Source organism: Fodinibius roseus, assembly GCF_900129315.1.
In the GTDB taxonomy this organism is placed as follows: Bacteria; Bacteroidota; Rhodothermia; order Balneolales; family Balneolaceae; genus Fodinibius; species Fodinibius roseus.
This window is the reverse complement of sequence record NZ_FQUS01000021.1, coordinates 38385-56909: the sequence shown is the minus strand read 5'-3', so window position 1 is coordinate 56909 and position 18525 is coordinate 38385. Positions and strand designations below refer to the sequence as shown.

Genomic DNA, 18525 nt, shown 5'->3' with positions numbered 1-18525 from the left:
CCTTCTATTTATCTCCTTAAACATTCGACGATGTCAAGCCGGGAGGCTCTCCAGGCGGGCAGCAGTCCGGCGGCAAAGCCCACAAAGCCGAGAACAGCGAAGGCGATCAATCCCACTTCGGGAGCAAAGTAGGGAGATCCCACAAAATCCTTGATCGGCAGATCCTGGGTGGCCTCAACCAACAGCCATCCCACGGCATAACCCGCCGCAGCCCCGATCCCGACAATCATGAAGGTCTCCAGGAAAAACTGTCCCATTATATGATGCCTCCTCGCTCCCACCGAACGTCGGATGCCGATCTCCTTCATTCGTTCCTGGACCACCACAAACATAATATTAGCCACCCCGATCCCCCCGACGGCAAGCGTAAAGAATCCTATCAGTACCAAAAATCCGTTAATACCTAAAAACATAACATTGATAAACGACCAGAACTCATTGGTGTCCCAAATACCGATGGCATCGCGGTCGGAAGGATCAAAACGGTGTTTTCGTCCCATCACCTCATACACCTGATCTCTTACGGTCTCTGCCTTCCCGGGGTCAGCCGGCGTATAAAGAATATTACTGAGCCTGTCGGTCCCCATCATGGCTGAATAGGTGGACGCGGGGATAAACGCCCGGTCGCGATCCTGCTGGGAATAAGATGAATTTTGTATTTTTTCCTGCAGCACCCCGATAACGGTAAACGGTGTTCCGCTTACCGTCACTTGCTTTCCGACCGGATCTTCCTCTTCAAAAAGATTTTCCGTCAGTCGATTCCCAAGGAAAATAACCCTTCGCCGCTGTTTCACGTCCGCCTCATTGAGCCATCGTCCCCCTGCCTTTTCAAACATATTCCTGAGATCCTGATACACCGGGTATACCCCACCCACCGATGAATTTCGGCGCTTTGTGCCATATGAAATCTCCATGCTTTCCCTGTATTCCGGCGTGGCGACATCGATATCCGCTATCTGGTCGCGAAGCAGCTGTACGTCCGTTTCCCGAAAACGGACAGGACGGCCTATGCCATATCCCTCATAGGCAACGGTCGTTTGTCCCGGAAACATAATGGCGATCTGATCGCCCATGCCCCGCATATTCAGGATTGTCTGATCCCGGAAGCCGGTGCCAAAAGCAAGCAGCAGGATCAGCGTAGCCGTACCCCACATAATGCCAAAAATGGTAAGGAAACTCCGCAGGCGCTGTTGGCTTAGGTTACGAAATAAATCAGTTATGAGAGATATCAGAGACATTAACTAATCAACTAAAATTATTATCGCACGGTCAGTGTTTTTTCAGGACGTTCCAGTACTTTATCCCCTTCTTCAAGCCCTTCTTCCACTTCCACAGTAATAGCGTCGCTTAATCCGAGCTCAATTTCTTTTTCTACCCGGCTGCCCGGCTCATCGCCCGGCACATCAATGAAAGCATCTCCCTCCCGCATGCTGACCACGCGTTCCGGGATCGTAATAATATCCTCCATGCGCTTGATAATGATATCTGCGTTTGCGGAATAGCCCGCGCGAAGCGTAGCGCCTCCGGTATCGGTGATCTTGATTTCTACCGGGAATACGGTAGCATTTTCATCTTCAATGGCCTTCAGCGAGATCCGGGAAACCTCGCCATACACCGTATCCGCGGGCAATGCTCCTATCTTTATCTCCACGGGCATCCCCTCCGCAATCTTTCCGACATCAATCTCATCGACCGTGCCCTTGAAAAGCAGATGATCCATCCCGGCAAGCGTCATCAGCGGCGTCCCCTCCTGGTAAGAGGTCAGCGGAACGACCGGCTCTCCCACATCCACCATCTCCTCCAGGATAAATCCATCGACGGGGGACCGGATAATGGATTCGATAACCATGTCGCCAACGACAATACGTCCCGATTCGAGCAGTTCAAGTCGTTCTCTGTTGATCTGCAAACGAACTTTAACGTCATTGTACTGTTGTTGTACTTCTTCGAACTCCCGGTCCGAAACCAAGTCACGGCTGTTCAGCGTCTTCATTCGTGCCAGCTCTTTTGCCAGGTTCGTCTCTTCAATTTCGGTCCGTTCCAGGTTGCGCTTTGCTTCAGCCAGTTCAAGCGGGGTGGGATCGGGACTGACTTCTATGAGCGGGTCGCCCTTGCGGACATAATCGCCCGCCTCCGCGAAAATCCGGCTGACAACGCCCGAAATTTTAGATTTCACCTCGATCTCATTTTCCGGTTCGATCGTCCCCACGGCCAGGGCTTTCTCAATGATTGTTCCCACCTCGGCCGTAACATAAGGCTCTTCCTGATTTTCCTCCCCGGATGTGCTGCCGTATAAATAGAAGAATATGCCTCCGCCGAGGATGATAACAGCCAAGATGCTTATCCATAATCCCCGTTTCCGTTTCTTTTGAAAACCCATAATGATCCTGTTCTAAAAAGTTGTGAGTTATCTTCCTTTACGTAACTGGGGATATTCGGTTTCAACCTTTTAAAAGAGGATTTCGAAAATCGGGGATTTTAGTCCATATCAAAGCCTGAGCGCAATTCAAAACCGCAGCATATAAGAAAATATATGTGAGGATTTTGAAGATGCGAAAATGCAGGCAGATAGTGGCCAAAAGCAAGGTTTTGCAAATGCTGCTAAAAATGAGGGCATGAACAGACCCTTGACGGACATTCCCATACGAATTTGGAGTTCGTTAAAAATCGACGGATGTCCCCCCGGTTCTATGACCTGTACCAATCTTATCCCGGGCACTGAGCTTAGAAATCGGAGCAGGAAAGTTCAGCTCTCTTGGGCCCACCTGGGGGCGGAACATATTACGCTTCTCAAGGCTTTAACAAAAGAAGAAGTCTTTGCAGAACCATCCCATGTTGAACTCTATGGGTCAAGCCAATAGCACTTTATAATAGATACCGCTGCCGTCTTTGTCTTTTGTCTGTAAAAGACCACAATCCCAGGAGTCTTCAGAAGCGGGTAACATGGATGTCGTACGAACCTATAAGGGCCTCATGGAATAGTAATAAAGTCAGTCCAGGATCCATGTCCATGTCACAGCAACACGTATTTTATTCCATTGTGATCGCAGCCGGTCTTTCTGTATTGATATCGACAAGCTGCTCAAATCTCGATTCTCAAACACAGCCGGCAGATACAAGCCCGGCCGATAGCGTACAACCACCGGGTGACCGGTATGTTAATCCGGAATACGACTTGGCCCTACGCTTGCCTGCCTCATGGATTGTAGTGGAAGAACCCCTCCGGGGGAGGACACACGAGGCTATCAACCTGATTAAAAAAGGTACGGGTGCAAAACAGGAAACTCCCTTACATGTTCACGCTGAAGCTGACCATTCCTACATCGCCATCCTGCCTGGTGGATGGGGTACGGAATTACCAAACAGCCAATATGCTCCTTTCAGCCAGGCAGAAGAGAAGCCTGAACTTTCTTTCGAAATCGACACTTCCAAATCCAAAGTTCTTCATCTTAAAGACGGATCACCCTGGGCTTATTTTATAGCTCCCGCAGATCCGCCCGGGAAATGGACCGATTCCGGCTTCATCTTTGCTCAAATCCAAACCCGGCAAGATACGACATACTGCATAGATGCGGAGACGGGTGAGAGACAAGCCGTTAGAAAGTGCGACTACTCAAGGGGGGATCAATACATCCGCAAGGGTAACCGCAACGAACAAGAGGCCGCTGTCATCCATGAAATTTTAGGTAGTTTCTTTTTTGTAGAGGGCGGCGAGAAAAAGCCCGCCGGCGAGATGATTAAAATAGAAAATCCAGAACCTGAGGCGAAGATCTCCTCTCCGCTTCCTATCAAAGGCGTGGCGAAGGGGTACTGGTATTTTGAGGGGACATTCACGGTCAAGTTATACGATGATGTCACCGACAGCCTTGTGGCGCAGTCTTCCGCCGAGGCAGACGGGGAGTGGATGACCGAGCAGTTTGTCCCTTTTAAAGCAACAATGACGTTTAAAGCCCCTGAAAATCATCGCGGCCGCCTTGTTTTTGAGCGAGCCAATCCCTCCGGTCTTCCCGAAAACGCCCAGTCCTATTCTGTGCCGGTTATCTTTTCCTCCCGTTAATGTATCAGCACGTTACGGTATGCGTTACCCCGGCTCACCGGTGAAAACTAATCCGCCAAGATTTTTATCCCACTCTTGACGACCCGGTACTTTTTATTGTGGAAAAAATTCTCCAACAACACCCAAAGGGAAATGCTTTGCCTGAAGATCGTTTTTCTACATATAATGCCATCATACAATACGCACCTATTCCGAAAAAGCCTTGTTACTTATAAAAAACCAAGACCTGCTTACAGAAACGAAGCTGCAGAAACACAGAGTTAACTTTTTAAGCACTTTGCAATAATATTTTCCTCAGCGTCCCTGTTATATAATCACAGAAGGCTTTGCCAAACAAGGATTCTTGCTCCGGGATCAACGCCAGGGGAATCTTAAAACAGCAGCTTATTGAGAATGTGTGAAGGCTTTAAAATCCCTATAACGAAAAGAATGGAAAAGGGACCGTCATGCAAAGTCTTCTAACAGAATCACCACAATTAAAAAGAGAGGAAACATGAAACTAAAAAACACACTATGCGCACTGTTTGTCTTACTGTTACTTTCCGTAACGCTTGATCCGCAACCGGCCTACGCCCAGCAAGCCAGGCAAATCATGCTGGCGGGGTATAACCATGAGCCTCCTGTCAGTACTCCGGGTACAGGCCTGGTTATCGTTTCTTTTAAACAGGATACGCTTCGGGTGAAAGGCGATTTTTCTGATCTGACAAGTCCCTACCGCGGTGCCTATGTCATGATCGGAGAAAAGGAGGAATCCGGAAATATGCTGTTCCGCCTGAACGTCGAACCCAGTGAAGATCGTACCGGCGGTGAGATAAAAGCCAGGGATAATGCCTTTTTCTTAAATGACGCGCAGAAGCCGTTGTTAAAAAAGGGAGAACTGTATATCAACATTACCACCAGCAATCATACCAGCGGAGAGCTGCGCGGACAGATTCCCCCGATGAAATAGCAACTAATCTAAACGACCGGCGCGGCCTGGTCGGGTTCAATCACCCCTCCCGGGAGTTCCATGATGTCTATCTTTCGAAAATGGACCTCTGCTCCCTCCGATTCGGGACAGATGTAGCCTTTCTTTCGTTTCGTTGAGCGTATGCCGTTGACGAACTTGCCGTTGACCGCCAGCTTGAGCGTCCCATCCACGCATACCACCAGATACCGGTTCCATTCTCCCGTACCGTTGACCCTGTTCTCAAGAGCGTAACTTCGCCCTTCGATCTCAGACGGGTTATCGGGAATAGTCCCCTCCAGTCCCATCGCGGGGAACAGGTGTCCGTGCACGTATTCAACAGGGCGATCATTGATTTCAGCCCACTGGGTGTCAAGCATTTGCACTTCCATGCCTTTCGGATAGGGATTGTCTTCGTGCTGGGTTCCGTTGGCCCAAACGAAGACCCCGGAGTTTCCACCGGGTTCCATGTGTCGCCACTCAATATCCAGAATAAAATTCTGATATTGCTTTTCCGTGCGCATCACCCCGATCGGATGTCCGGTGGCTTTCAGGATACCATCTTCCACCCACCAGGTATCCTCAGAGGTATTTACATCCACAAACCCGCTTAAATCCTTACCGTTGAAAAGCGGCCTGAAAGAGAGCATCGCCTCATCCGGAAACGAAGATTGTTCTTTGGCGTTGGATGGAGACAACCCCATGACCGGAGCCGCTGTAGCCATCGCGGAGGCCATGAGGGCCTGTTTTGCAAACTCTTTTCTATTCATAATACTATCGGTTTAACGTTGATCGAATTAACATCCCATTCATCAGAATAAGCTTTGAACAGGGTGATTTACTTTATAAGGGCTTACCACCATGCCAGTCGGAATGCGGTCTGATACAAACCATAAAAGGCACCCGTCAGACGATGGAAGATTATAAAACCTGCTTTATGAATACCTGTTTGTCGGTGAAGGAGCTGTGCCCGGCACCGGGGGATGTTCGGGAATCCCGCTGACCGGCCCGAATTCATAGGTATCGGGTCCCAGTCGAAGATCCGAGTCAACCACTTCCTCCCAGGTTACCTCCTCGCCGGTATAGGCGGCCATCCTGCCCATAAGGGCCATCCGCGTTGAGTTGACCTGAGTTTCCGAGTCATTAATATAATTGCCCGTCCGAATAGCGGTAACCAGCTCAATATGCTCCTGTACATACGGATTCTTTACATACCATTCCGACTCCGGGTTGTCATCTTCCGGATAGGGATACTCCCAGATAAGCTCTCCCTGATGATTATAAAGGGAACCGGTTGCATCGGCATATCCTTCTGTGCCCGTAATATGCTGGGTTTTGGAATTATCACAGCCGTTAATCTGGCGAGTGGCACAATGCGCCTTCTTTCCGTCTTCATATTCATACTGCACGCTGAAATGATCGAACTTGTTGCCCGATACCTGATGGGTCCTGCCTCCGTACCCCAATGCCTTAACCGGCCAGCTGTCCATATGCCAGTTCATCACATCAAGTTCATGAATAAACTGTTCCACAAAGTGATCGGCCGAAAGCCAGCTGAAATTCTGCCAGTTGCGAACCATATATTCCATTTCGCTCCATTCCGGCTTTCGCTCGACCCACCAGATTGCACCACCGTTCCGGATAATATTGGCTCCCACGACCTCGCCGATCGCGCCATTGGCCACCCTTCGCTGGGTTTCGATAAAATCTTTCTGATACCGGCGAATCGTCCCACTGACCATACAAAGATTCTTCTGCTTTGCTTTTTGTGTCGTGGCCATCATCTGCCGGGCTCCCACGGGATCAACCGCCACCGGTTTTTCCTGGAAAACGTGTTTTCCGGCATCGATGGCTGCTTCTACATGCATGGGGCGAAAATGAGGCGGCGTAGCAAATATGACGATATCAACCCCGGAGTCAATAACCTTCTGGTAGGCGTCAAACCCGACGTAACAATTTTCCTGGGCTACATCTATATCTCTTGCCTTTTTAAGCATTGTTTTGGACTTCTGCAGCTGATCCTCAAAAAGGTCCCCCAGCGCCACAATTTCCAGGTTGGGACCCGCATCCACGAAGTTAACCGCTGCACCGGAACCACGTCCGCCACACCCGACCAGACCGGCCCGTAAGGGTTCACCATCCGGGGCCTCGTTTAAGAGGGTAAGATGCGTATCATCTTTCAGATCCTTTAACGTGTTCGAACTTGCACAATTTGTCAGAAGGCCGGCTGCACCTATCGTTCCGACAGCGCTCCAGGCGGCAGTAGATAGAAACTCGCGGCGACTTTGTTTGCTTTTAGACATAAGAGATTGTTACTACTTAGTATGAATTATGAATATGTATGTGTTAAAATATTCATTACGATTACCCAATTGCCGGCTTTTCACAGTATGGGAACAGGCTATATTGCTGTTCAAGAGAATATATTGCTATCCAAAAAACGAAAGGTCGCTCCGATATCTCAATCCTTTAACAGGGACACAGCCAGACGCCGTTTAATATAAGGTAACATAATGTATAAATATAGAACCCTGCTTCTATCAGGGTATATCTATAACCAATACAATGAAATGAAATTGTATATTTTTATCAATAATAAAAAATAAGAATTTTCTTTTCATTCCTTATTATTTGTGAAATATTACATGATCTGAAACATCCCTCTCAATAAAAGTCCCGAATATCCGGTTTATGCGATCTGACGGGGACTTTCACTCCATGAGACGGGACGAAAATGTATAAAAGGTATCGTTTGAATTCGCACTTATTTTCAATACTAAATAGAAATTGATTCTGAATATGAATACTGTCGACATATTAGTTGTAGGATGTGGAAATATGGGAACCTCCCATGCAAGAGCATATGATAAGCTTGATAATTTTAACATTGTCGGCCTTGTAAGCCGGGGACCCGAAAGCCGGGAACGGCTGTCCGAGGAACTGGGGGGACTCCCGACTTTTGGAAGCTACGAGGAAGCCCTGGAGCAAACACAGCCGGATGCTGTTTCCATTAATACCTATCAGGGGACCCACGCCGATTATGCTATCAAGGCATTCGAAAACGGCGCGCACGTTTTTGTGGAAAAACCTCTCGCTGAAACGGTCGAAGATGCTGAAGCAGTCGTGCAGGCGGCCAAAAAGGCCGATAAAAAACTGCTTGTCGGCTATATCCTGCGTCACCATCCCGGCTGGAAAAAATTTGTTGAACACAGCAGAAAGCTCGGCAAGCCGCTGGTCATGCGCATGAATCTGAATCAGCAGAGTACAGGTCACCAGTGGGAGACCCACAAAAGCCTTATGTCGTCGATGTCGCCCATTGTCGATTGTGGGGTGCACTATGTAGATATGATGTGCCAGATGACGCAAGCCAATCCCACTCACGTGCATGCCATTGGCGCTCGCCTGACCGACGATATTAATCCCGATATGTATAACTATGGCCAGCTGCAAGTTACCTTTGATGACGGATCTGTCGGGTGGTATGAATCCGGGTGGGGGCCCATGATGAGTGAAACGGCCTATTTTGTGAAGGATGTCATCGGTCCCAACGGCAGCGTAAGCATCCGTAAAGATACCTTTAACGACCCCAGGGGCAAGTCCGCCATCATTGAAGATCACTCGACGGTCAAGCGGCTGCAGCTGCACTACTCGGAGCTTGACGAAAATGGAGAGCTTGCCCGCGACGACAAAACCATCGAAACCCCCGACGAGCCGGGTCACGATGAAATCTGCTTTTTTGAGCAGCAATACTTTCTAAAATCCATCCAGGAGGATATCGACCTCTCCGACCACATGGCTGCCGCCGTACAGACGCTCCAGATTGTTTTGGCCTGTGACGAGTCGGTTAAGACCGGTAAGAAAGTGGCCCTGTAGTGGCTTTACCTATATCCGGTTACCGGTTATCAACAACCAATGGAATGGCCCAACGATGAGAAACACTACAAACGCTGAATCATACGCCCAATAAAGTATTTCCCGCAATATGAAGATCGTTATTTCTCCCGCTAAATCACTGGACTATGAACGCGAGCTTCCCACCGACCGTTCAACCCAGCCCCGGTTTTTAAAGGAAGCAGAAACGCTCAATAGTGAGCTGGCCGAAATGTCAAAAGATGAGCTCAGAGAGCTTATGGACATCAGCCAGAATCTCGCTGACCTGAACTACGAGCGCTACCAAAAGTTTTCCACTCCTTTTAACGGGGAGAATGCCCGCCCCTGTATTTACGCCTTTGACGGTTCGGCCTATAAAGAGCTGGATGCCTATACGATCGACGAGTCCCACCTCGATACCCTGCAAAACAGCCTGCGTATTCTGTCGGGCATGTATGGTATTCTTCGTCCCCTCGACCTGATGCAACCCTATCGCCTGGAAATGGGTACCCGGCTGCAGGTTAACGGCCATGACAGGCTCTACGACTTTTGGGATGACAAACTTACCGAAGCGCTCAACGAAGAACTCGAAAAAGATGAATTATTCGTTAATCTTGCCAGCAAAGAGTATTATAAAGCGCTTAACCCGGATAAGCTGAAGGTTGACATCATAAGTCCCGTCTTCAAGGATTTTAAGAACGGGGACTTAAAAGTCATCGGGTTCTACGCGAAAAAGAATCGGGGAACCATGGCTCGTTATCTTATCGAAAATGAGATAGATACGCTGGAAGGCCTCCGCGGGTTCAATCGCAACGACTACAGCTACAGCGGAGAGCATACGGAAAACAAACATGAGCCGGTCTTTGTACGGTGAACCGGTTATACAAATATTTTCTAAAGATCATTTTTTAACCACACTGTGTCCCAGGGAAAGCTTGTCGACAGCATCCAGCGCCGGCGTGGGATCCCCCATAATATAAAAGTGGATACCGGGAACGCCACCCTCCAGTAGCTCGGTACACTGCCGGGCCGCCCACTCAATACCGATCTCCCTGGCATGGGTAGGATTCGCCTGGACTTCATCGGAAAGGTCCTCGGGAATATTGAGATGGAAATATTTCGGTAAAAAATTCAGATGCTGCTCGCGCGTCAGTACTTTTAGTCCCGGTACAATAGGGCATTCGATTCCCGCTTCCCGGCATTTTCTGACAAACCGAAAGAAAGCATCATTATCAAAAAACATCTGGGTGACAATATAATCGCCCCCCTCATCCACCTTGTTCTTGAGCATCTGGATATCAAAATCAAGATTAGGCGCCTCGAAATGCTTCTCGGGATAACCGGCTACGCCCACACAAAAGTCGGTTTTCTGTGCGTTTACAATATCTTCCAGGTACTTCCCCTTGTTCATATCCTTGACCTGTTTCACCAAATCCACGGCATATTTGTTGAACGTGCCGTTTTTATAGCGCGGAATGGGATCGTCCGCCGCATCGCCGCGTATGGTCAACACATTGTCAATACCGAGGTAGTTCAATTCAATGAGCGCATCCTCGGTTTCTTCTTTCGTAAAGCCCTCGCAAATTAGGTGCGGCACCGGGTCGACGCCGTATTTGTGCAGGATAGCCGCACAAAGTCCGATCGTACCCGGACGCTTTCGCTTGATATGGCGTTTTATAGTGCCATCACTGAGCTCTTCGTAATGCGATTCCGCCGCATGATAGGTAACATCAATAAAGGGCGGATTATATTTCATAACCTGATCCAGCGCATCAAAAACCTTTTTTACCGACTTTCCCCGTTTGGGGGGAATGATTTCAAAAGAAATCAAAGGTTCCTTGGCTCGATCGTAATGTTCAATAACTTTCATTTAATCTGGTATTCTTTGTATCTTAGGGATCCAAAAACTTATCAACCGTTACACGATTTTCGAAGCGAAAATTCTAATAGTGTATAAGGTAATCACTTCGTGACTTAGTTGAAAAGTTTTTGTGCAATCCAAGGGTTTCCTTCAAAAAGCGACCCACAGCACCTTATAATTACCTGAAAGAAGTTTACATGAAATTTGACCAGATAAAAGATCTGTTACAAGATCGCATTCTCATTTTGGATGGTGCCATGGGCACCATGATTCAGCAGCACAACCTTTCTGAAGAAGACTACCGGGGCGAGCGATTCAGCGATTACGGCAGTGATTTAAAAGGCAACAACGACCTGCTCAGCCTTACCCAGCCTGATATCATTAAAGATATTCACCGCCGGTTCCTGGAGGCGGGCTCCGACATCATAGAAACCAACACGTTTAACAGCACCTCTATTTCGCAGGCCGACTACCATATGGAGGATCTGGCCTATGAGTTGAATGTGGCTGCCGCCCGGAATGCGCGCGAGGTGGCCGATAGGATGACGGAACAAACGCCGGACAAGCCCCGCCTGGTAGCCGGCGCCATTGGTCCCACCAACAAAACACTTTCCCTTTCCCCGGATGTGGAAGACCCGGGCTATCGCGCAATCACTTTCGATCAGCTTAAGGAATCGTATGCCGAACAAATCCGGGGCCTGGACGACGGGGGCGTGGATATCCTGCTGGTGGAGACTATTTTTGATACCCTCAACGCCAAGGCGGCCATCTACGCCATCCACAAGCATGCCGAACAGACGGGCCGGGCCCTCCCGGTGATGATTTCGGGTACCATTGTGGACCAGAGCGGGCGCACGCTGTCGGGACAGACGACCGAGGCGTTCTGGATTTCTATTTCGCACACCAAAAACCTGCTGAGCGTGGGACTAAACTGCTCGCTGGGCTCCAAACAGATGCGTCCCTATATCGAGGAGATGGCCAATGTAGCGACCTGCTACACCAGTCTCTATCCGAATGCGGGTCTGCCGGATGAGATGGGCGAATACAATGAGTCGCCGGAGTTTATGGCGGATCAGCTGCGGGATTATGCGGAATCTGATTTTGTAAACCTGGTGGGCGGCTGCTGCGGGACTACACCCGACCATATTAAAGCCATTGCCCGGGCGGCCGCGGAATGCTGTCCCCGGCAGATACCGGAACAGAAACCCTACCTGCGGCTAAGCGGACTGGAACCCCTGGTCGTTCGTCCCGATACCAACTTTGTCAACATCGGGGAGCGCACCAACGTGATGGGCTCGCGCAAGTTCAAGCGTCTCATCAAGAACGAGCAGTACGAGGAAGCGCTGTCGGTAGCACGGCAACAGGTCGAAAACGGGGCCCAGATCATCGACATCAATATGGATGAAGGGATGATCGAATCCGAAGAAGTAATGGTCGAGTTTATGCAGCTGCTGGCCGCCGAACCGGATATCTCCCGCGTGCCGGTGATGATCGACTCCTCCAAATGGTCGGTGCTTAAAGCGGGACTCAAAACAGCACAGGGCAAGTGCGTGGTCAATTCCATCAGCCTGAAGGAGGGTGAGAAGGAATTCATGGAACAGGCGCGCGAGATACTCAACTTCGGGGCGGCGGTCGTGGTTATGGGCTTCGACGAACAGGGACAGGCGGACAACTATGAGCGGCGTATCGAGATTGCCGAGCGGGCCTATACCATCCTTACCGAGGAGGTGGGCTTTGCCCCGCAGGATATCATCCTGGATCCCAACATACTGACGGTTGCCACCGGCATCGAAGAGCATAATAACTATGCCGTGGATTTCATCAACGCAACCCGGTGGATCAAGGAAAACCTTCCGCTGGCGAAGGTGAGCGGGGGACTCAGTAACATCTCGTTCTCCTTCCGCGGCAATAATAAAGTGCGCGAGGCCATGCACTCAGCCTTCCTGTATCATTCCATCCAGGCGGGACTCGATATGGCGATCGTCAACGCGGGACAACTTGAAGTGTATGAAGAAATTCCCGATAAGCTGCGCAAACTCGTGGAGGATGTGCTGCTGAACCGCCGCGACGATGCCACACAGCGCCTGGTCGATTATGCCGAGGAGATCAAAGACGATAGTACCGAGACGGAAGAAGAGGTCCAGGCCTGGCGCGAAGAACCCGTGGAAGAACGCATCAAACACGCCCTGGTGAAGGGCATTGTGGATCATATTGTGAATGACGTGGAAGAAGCGCGCCAAAAATACCCGCATCCGATTGAAGTCATCGAAGGTCCCATGATGTCCGGCATGGATGTCGTCGGCGACCTGTTCGGCTCGGGCAAGATGTTTCTTCCCCAGGTGGTCAAAAGCGCCCGCGTCATGAAAAAAGGTGTGGCGCACCTGATCCCGTATATCGAAAAAGAAAAGGAGAAAAACAAGAACAGCAAACCCAAGGCGAAAGTACTGCTGGCGACCGTTAAGGGGGATGTCCACGACATCGGAAAAAATATTGTCGCCGTGGTGCTTCGCTGCAATAATTTTGATGTCATCGATCTGGGGGTAATGGTGCCGGCGGATAAAATTCTGGAGGAAGCCCGCCAGAACAAGGTCGATATTATCGGTCTCAGCGGACTCATTACCCCCTCGCTGGATGAAATGGTGCATGTAGCCAAGGAGCTGAAGCGTGAGCAGTTTAACCAGCCGCTGCTGATCGGGGGAGCTACGACTTCGCGTATGCACACGGCGGTCAAAATCGAGCCCAATTACGACCAGCCGGTAATCCACGTGCTGGATGCCTCGCGAAGCGTATCCGTGACCGGGAACCTCGTTTCCGAGACACTGCGCAATGAATTTATTAAAAAGAAAGAAAACGAGTACCTGAAACTGCGCAAGCGACATCAAAGCCGGTCCAGCCGGAAAACCTATCTCCCGCTGAATGAGGCCCGGGAAAATGCGGCCGAAATTGACTGGGAATCCACGGAGATCGTCCCGCCTAACGAGCCGGGCAAACATGTTTTTGACAACTATCCTCTCGAGGAGATCCGCAGCTATATCGACTGGGGACCTTTTTTCATTGCGTGGCAGATGAAGGGGAAATTCCCGGAGGTGCTGGAGGATGAAAAATACGGCGAGGAGGCTCAGAAGCTGTTTGACGATGCCAACGATCTGCTGGATAGAATTATCGATCAGCAACTGCTGAAAGCCAAAGCAGTACTGGGACTCTATCCCGCCAATGCGGTGGGGGATGACATTGAGCTTTACAGCGACGACCGCCGCTCGGAGGTCCTCACGACCTTTCACACCCTGCGCCAGCAGGCCCAGAAGCGGCGCGGTCAGCCCAACAGGGCGCTTTCCGATTTTGTGGCTCCCAGGGAAACCGGTATAGCCGATTATATGGGCGGTTTTGCTGTGACGGCAGGGATCGGCGCCCCGGAGCTGGTCCGCCGGTTTGAGGACAACCACGACGACTATAATGCGATCCTGACGAAGGCGCTGGCCGACCGCCTGGCGGAGGCGTTTACGGAACTGCTCCACGAGAAAGTGCGCAAAAAGATCTGGGGCTACGCGCCGGATGAAGATTACAGCAACAAAGCTCTCATCCGCGAGCAATACGATGGTATTCGTCCCGCCGCCGGGTACCCGGCCCAGCCCGACCATACCGAAAAACGCATCCTGTTCGATCTGCTGGATGCGGAAGAGGAAGCCGATATCCACCTGACGGAACACTTTGCCATGCATCCGGCCGCTTCGGTAAGCGGACTCTATTTCGCGCATCCCGAATCGTCTTATTTCAACGTGGGTAACCTGGGCAAGGACCAGATCGAAGATTACGCCCGACGCAAAGGGATGAGCGTAAAAGAAGTAGAGCGCTGGCTGGGCTCAAACCTGAATTATGAGCCGGAATAGGAATAAGGTACCCCCGTCGCCGATCACCTGCTAACCAGTGAAGAAGATGCAAAGTATGTAGGATCCGTTACGGCCGCCTGGGTAGACAGATATCTTTTAAAACCGGATCTTCCGTAGAAGTCTCCGACAATACGCTGAGCAGCAACCGGTATAGTATCTGATATAACAACTCAAACCCATCGAAATAGCTAATCTTGGATACCGGAAAAATACTTGTCCAACAAAATATTACCTTTCTTGAACAGGGAGAAACAATGGTTAGAGACATTGGATCTGACTATTATGCTCGCCTATCCATTGCCGAATCCTTAGGCACTATCGGATCTCACTATCGGCATATCCTGGATATGTACCGCTGTTTTCTTAAAGGAATTGGACAGGGAATGATCCGGTATGATCAGCGAGACCGCGACAAGAATATTGAGAATTCGGCGCAGGCCGCTATCGAAGAAAGTAACCGGCTTATTTCCGGTCTGAAAGAAACAGCCACCCTGACGAACCCGGAAGATCCCATTAAAGTTCAGCGAACACTCCGGGGAAATGAAACCGTGCACCTGATTACCTCAGTAGGCAGAGAGCTGGACGTATTGACCAGTCACACCGTCCATCATTACGCGATCATCGCCCTCATCCTCAACTCCCATGGCATAGAATGCCGGCAGGATTTCGGAGTGGCCCCTTCGACCCTTGAATACCGAAATGACGATAAAACGTGAATTTTTTGCCCATTCTTGCAACTGGATTATGTCTCTCTTCAGCGTATATTTATCTTTTTATTGCTGGAGAAAACGTGCCATGGTGGGTGTATGGTATCGTACTTTTGTTTATCGGGTATGGTATTTATTCAACTCTCTTAAAGGTAAAAGCTAAAAAAAATCTCTCTCATGAAGTATGACTATGATTTGGCGGTAATCGGCGGCGGCGCAGCGGGCTTGACCGCAGCGGGTATTGGAGCCAATTTTGGAGCCAGAACCATCATGGTTGAATCTGACCAGCTCGGTGGTGATTGTACATGGTACGGCTGTGTGCCGAGCAAAACCTTACTTCATGCTGCAAAAATAGCCGAAACCATGAAGCAGGCAAAACAATTTGGAGCCGATATCGGGGATGCTTCTCTCGACTTCAGCCGGGTTATGCAGCATATCCGTAACGTTCGACAGAAGGTATATCAGGAAGCCGACCATCCTGATCATTTTCGGGAGATGAATATTGACGTAGAATTTGGGAAGGCCTCTTTTGTAGACAAGCATACCATTGAAATTACGGAATCGGAAAGCAGGCAGACGATTTCCTCACGCTATCTTATTATAGCAACGGGTAGTCGTGCCAGGGTTCCGTCCATCCCAGGGCTGGATAATGTGCCTTACCTAACCAATGAGACGTTGTTTGAACTTGAGAATCAGCCTTCCAGTCTCGCTATCATCGGAGGCGGACCTATCGGCATCGAAATGGCACAGGCTTTTCAGCGGCTGGGAACCGACGTTACGGTTATTGACAGGCTTCCGCATATTCTGGACAACGATAATAAAGAGCTGGCCGGAATGCTGCAGGATCGTCTACAAAGAGAGGGAGTTGATTTTAAGCTATCGGCCTCTGTTAATGAGGTGGTACAGGAAAATGGACAGATTATTATTCAGGGAGAGCGGGAAGGGAAAAGTGAGCAGTGGTCGGCCGACAAACTTCTGGTAGCCACAGGAAGAGTACCCAATAACGAACAACTCAATCTGGATGCGGCCGGTATCGACTACACCAAACACGGTATAACCATCGATGATCGTTGCCGGACAAGCGTACAGCATATTTATGCGGCGGGCGACGTTACAGGCCGGTTCCAGTTTACGCACATGTCGGAACATATGGCTAAGATATCAGCGACGAATGCCTTACTCAAAATACCGCTGAAAATTGATAGCCGGCATGTGCCTTGGAGTACTTATACAGCTCCGGAACTGGCTCACGTCGGAGCTACAGAAAAATCGTTGATTGAGGAAGGCACTTCCTACGAGGAGTACCGGTTTCCATATGATAAAATTGATAGAGCCGTCACCGATAATGAGACAGAGGGATTGATTAAGCTATTCGCTAAAAAAAGGACGGGCAGGATTCTGGGTGCCAGTATTTTTGGAGTACACGCGGCCGAACTGATCAGCGAGTATGCCCTGGCTATGAAAAACGGCGTTACACTGCGAAAAATGGCTGATACCATTCATCCCTATCCCAGTTATAGTCTGGGTGCCCGCAGGGCGGCTGACCAATGGTATGTCAAAAGCCAGTCTGAATGGCTGACAAAACTTATCCAGAAGATTTTTCGCTACCGCGGGAAACTGCCGGATCTGGACGAAGACCGAATAATGTAATTTAATATGCATAGCCATTTTTTTCGGACTCAACCCTGTACCCAAATTCCCCATAATGTGGTTAGTAAAAATAAGTAGTTTCCTGATCATGGTCTGGATGCTCCACTTGGACTGAACATTTAAAATAACGGAGAGAAAAACCACATTTGATCTTCTCCTCCACTGGCACAAGCTCAACCTACTCTTCATTCTTTGAAAACAGGTTCATCGGGGACCCCTGTTTCTATGGCATTATCCGGGTCATTACACCACTCATACCACCCGCCGTCATAAACAGAAACATGGGGCCAGTCCATAAGCCAGGCATTTATAAACGCTTCACTCCCCCGCCAGCCGGTCCCGCAATAGAATGCGATATGCTTGTCCGGGGTAATTCCGCCCTCTTCCCATGTTTGTTGAATTTCCGGGTATTCCCGCATGGTGTGGTCAAAGTTGCGATAATTTTCCATATGGTAGGCATCGCTTCCGCAATTGCCAAAGACAGCCCCCGGAATGCGTCCTTTTTTTTCAATATAATGATAGCCGCTTTGGTTACCTATAAACTCCTCCCAGCTTCGTATACTAACAAGAGCTCCGTCCTCTGCGGCAAGCAGTTGTCTGGCTTCCGGCATATCAATCATGTATTCGGGATGGACAGGTATATCCGCTCCGAAATCATCAACGGGTATCAGTTTACTCGCTTCTGTAGACAGTGGTAGATCCCGGGTCTCCCAGCTTGTGATGCCGCCATTCAGGATTCGAATGTCATTAACTCCGGCATACAGCATAATGGCCGCGCATCGGAGGGCCCCCAGGTGGCCGGCACTTTTACCCGGAAATTTTTCTTCTTCATAAACAGGGGAAGAAAACCGTCCATAGATGACGACGGTGGTATCATGACGAATGCCCAGCTTTTCCAATGTTTTTCTCAACTCTTCCGCGGAACGCCGATTCCAGGTTTCTGTCGATTCCAGGCTGTTCGAATCCAGCGGAACAGCGCCTGGAATGTGTCCCCGGTTGTAATCTTCAATATGATCGTAGTGAGCATGACAAATTACATAATTATCGTTTTCGTAATGCGGGGGAGTGCCGCCATTTATAAGTTGTGTAATCCAATCCGGGTAGACAAGATGTTGATATCTCGGGAGCTTATTTAGTGGCAGTTCAGCATTCTTTGACCACTCATTAACAAAACCGTTATACACAGCCACATCCTGGTATCCCAGCTCACGCAATGTAACAGCCATTTCATCACTTTCTTTGGCGCTGTATCCATAAACGATCACAGACCGGTTCTCTGTGATATTTTTTTCTTCCAGCACTTCTATCCAATCCATGTAGCGGGTCCATTGCAAAGGAATACTTCTGGCCCCGGGGATGTGTCCCCCGCGCTCTTCCCCATGAAGGGCCCAGCCATTGTAAGCCGCGATGGGACGCACGTCTATTAAGACCGTATTGGAATCATCAATATGCCGGGTGAGTTCTTGTGTAGATAGCTCGTTCATGGGGATATTTTTATTTGTTGAATCGTTTGAAATGAGACTGCCTGCGGCGGTACGGGGTGTTAC

13 protein-coding genes are annotated in these 18525 nt (G+C 49.6%); 7 read left to right on the top strand and 6 right to left on the bottom strand.

All coding sequences use genetic code 11. The annotated features are described in order from the left end of the window. Window positions 1-8: 8 nt before the first annotated feature. Window positions 9-1238, bottom strand: a complete 1230-nt coding sequence (locus BUB16_RS16620; RefSeq protein WP_073067137.1) for an ABC transporter permease — start codon at window positions 1236-1238, stop codon at window positions 9-11. A 20-nt stretch (window positions 1239-1258) separates the two neighbouring features. Further along, window positions 1259-2380 carry an efflux RND transporter periplasmic adaptor subunit gene (locus BUB16_RS16615; RefSeq protein WP_073067135.1) on the bottom strand — a complete coding sequence of 374 codons (1122 nt, stop codon included), beginning with the start codon at window positions 2378-2380 and terminating at the stop codon, window positions 1259-1261. 630 nt (window positions 2381-3010) lie between these two features. Here BUB16_RS16615 and BUB16_RS16605 point away from each other — a divergent pair. After that, a complete protein-coding gene (locus tag BUB16_RS16605; RefSeq protein WP_073067130.1) occupies window positions 3011-4057 on the top strand; it encodes a Gmad2 immunoglobulin-like domain-containing protein in 1047 nt (348 codons plus the stop codon). Window positions 4058-4550: 493 nt separating this feature from the next. Continuing rightward, entirely contained in the window at window positions 4551-5006 is a 456-nt protein-coding gene (locus BUB16_RS16600) for a CHRD domain-containing protein (protein WP_073067128.1), read from the top strand. A gap of 8 nt (window positions 5007-5014) precedes the next feature. Here BUB16_RS16600 and BUB16_RS16595 read toward each other — a convergent pair whose 3' ends face one another. Both BUB16_RS16595 and BUB16_RS16590 read right to left on the bottom strand, forming a co-directional pair. Continuing rightward, the gene (locus BUB16_RS16595) at window positions 5015-5773 is read right to left on the bottom strand and encodes a 3-keto-disaccharide hydrolase (protein WP_211483213.1); all 759 of its coding nucleotides are present in this window, start codon (window positions 5771-5773) and stop codon (window positions 5015-5017) included. A gap of 165 nt (window positions 5774-5938) precedes the next feature. Continuing rightward, a complete protein-coding gene (locus BUB16_RS16590; RefSeq protein WP_073067125.1) occupies window positions 5939-7306 on the bottom strand; it encodes a Gfo/Idh/MocA family protein in 1368 nt (455 codons plus the stop codon). Between the two features lie 496 nt (window positions 7307-7802). On the opposite strand from BUB16_RS16590, the gene BUB16_RS16585 reads away from it, so the two are divergent. Together BUB16_RS16585 and yaaA are read left to right on the top strand one after the other, a co-directional pair. Then, window positions 7803-8876: a Gfo/Idh/MocA family oxidoreductase gene (locus BUB16_RS16585; RefSeq protein ID WP_073067123.1), complete on the top strand. Its 1074-nt coding sequence runs from the start codon at window positions 7803-7805 to the stop codon at window positions 8874-8876. A gap of 109 nt (window positions 8877-8985) precedes the next feature. Beyond that, complete coding sequence (gene yaaA, locus BUB16_RS16580; protein ID WP_073067121.1) at window positions 8986-9747, top strand: peroxide stress protein YaaA; 762 nt, start codon at window positions 8986-8988, stop codon at window positions 9745-9747. A gap of 27 nt (window positions 9748-9774) precedes the next feature. On the opposite strand, the gene BUB16_RS16575 is transcribed toward yaaA, so the two are convergent. Then, complete coding sequence (locus BUB16_RS16575; RefSeq protein ID WP_073067119.1) at window positions 9775-10743, bottom strand: methylenetetrahydrofolate reductase; 969 nt, start codon at window positions 10741-10743, stop codon at window positions 9775-9777. A gap of 188 nt (window positions 10744-10931) precedes the next feature. Here BUB16_RS16575 and metH point away from each other — a divergent pair, with 188 nt between their 5' ends. The 3 genes from metH to BUB16_RS16560 all read left to right on the top strand — a co-directional run bounded on the left by metH (window position 10932) and on the right by BUB16_RS16560 (window position 16978). After that, window positions 10932-14621: a methionine synthase gene (gene metH / locus BUB16_RS16570; RefSeq protein ID WP_073067118.1), complete on the top strand. Its 3690-nt coding sequence runs from the start codon at window positions 10932-10934 to the stop codon at window positions 14619-14621. 254 nt (window positions 14622-14875) lie between these two features. Continuing rightward, a complete protein-coding gene (locus BUB16_RS16565) occupies window positions 14876-15337 on the top strand; it encodes a hypothetical protein (protein ID WP_139240350.1) in 462 nt (153 codons plus the stop codon). A 168-nt stretch (window positions 15338-15505) separates the two neighbouring features. Continuing rightward, window positions 15506-16978, top strand: a complete 1473-nt coding sequence (locus tag BUB16_RS16560) for a dihydrolipoyl dehydrogenase family protein (protein ID WP_073067113.1) — start codon at window positions 15506-15508, stop codon at window positions 16976-16978. Window positions 16979-17163: 185 nt separating this feature from the next. Here BUB16_RS16560 and BUB16_RS16555 read toward each other — a convergent pair whose 3' ends face one another. Beyond that, window positions 17164-18462 (bottom strand): sulfurtransferase, encoded by a 1299-nt coding sequence (locus BUB16_RS16555; RefSeq protein WP_073067111.1) that lies wholly within the window; start codon window positions 18460-18462, stop codon window positions 17164-17166. Window positions 18463-18525: the final 63 nt, after the last annotated feature.

What these genes read in the sequence shown, in the direction of transcription:
- BUB16_RS16620 (WP_073067137.1), bottom strand. Translation starts at nt 1,238, where the DNA reads ATGTCTCTGATATCTCTCATAACTGATTTATTTCGTAACCTAAGCCAA.
- BUB16_RS16615 (WP_073067135.1), bottom strand. Translation starts at nt 2,380, where the DNA reads ATGGGTTTTCAAAAGAAACGGAAACGGGGATTATGGATAAGCATCTTG.
- BUB16_RS16605 (WP_073067130.1), top strand. Translation starts at nt 3,011, where the DNA reads ATGTCACAGCAACACGTATTTTATTCCATTGTGATCGCAGCCGGTCTT.
- BUB16_RS16600 (WP_073067128.1), top strand. Translation starts at nt 4,551, where the DNA reads ATGAAACTAAAAAACACACTATGCGCACTGTTTGTCTTACTGTTACTT.
- BUB16_RS16595 (WP_211483213.1), bottom strand. Translation starts at nt 5,773, where the DNA reads ATGAATAGAAAAGAGTTTGCAAAACAGGCCCTCATGGCCTCCGCGATG.
- BUB16_RS16590 (WP_073067125.1), bottom strand. Translation starts at nt 7,306, where the DNA reads ATGTCTAAAAGCAAACAAAGTCGCCGCGAGTTTCTATCTACTGCCGCC.
- BUB16_RS16585 (WP_073067123.1), top strand. Translation starts at nt 7,803, where the DNA reads ATGAATACTGTCGACATATTAGTTGTAGGATGTGGAAATATGGGAACC.
- yaaA (WP_073067121.1), top strand. Translation starts at nt 8,986, where the DNA reads ATGAAGATCGTTATTTCTCCCGCTAAATCACTGGACTATGAACGCGAG.
- BUB16_RS16575 (WP_073067119.1), bottom strand. Translation starts at nt 10,743, where the DNA reads ATGAAAGTTATTGAACATTACGATCGAGCCAAGGAACCTTTGATTTCT.
- metH (WP_073067118.1), top strand. Translation starts at nt 10,932, where the DNA reads ATGAAATTTGACCAGATAAAAGATCTGTTACAAGATCGCATTCTCATT.
- BUB16_RS16565 (WP_139240350.1), top strand. Translation starts at nt 14,876, where the DNA reads ATGGTTAGAGACATTGGATCTGACTATTATGCTCGCCTATCCATTGCC.
- BUB16_RS16560 (WP_073067113.1), top strand. Translation starts at nt 15,506, where the DNA reads ATGAAGTATGACTATGATTTGGCGGTAATCGGCGGCGGCGCAGCGGGC.
- BUB16_RS16555 (WP_073067111.1), bottom strand. Translation starts at nt 18,462, where the DNA reads ATGAACGAGCTATCTACACAAGAACTCACCCGGCATATTGATGATTCC.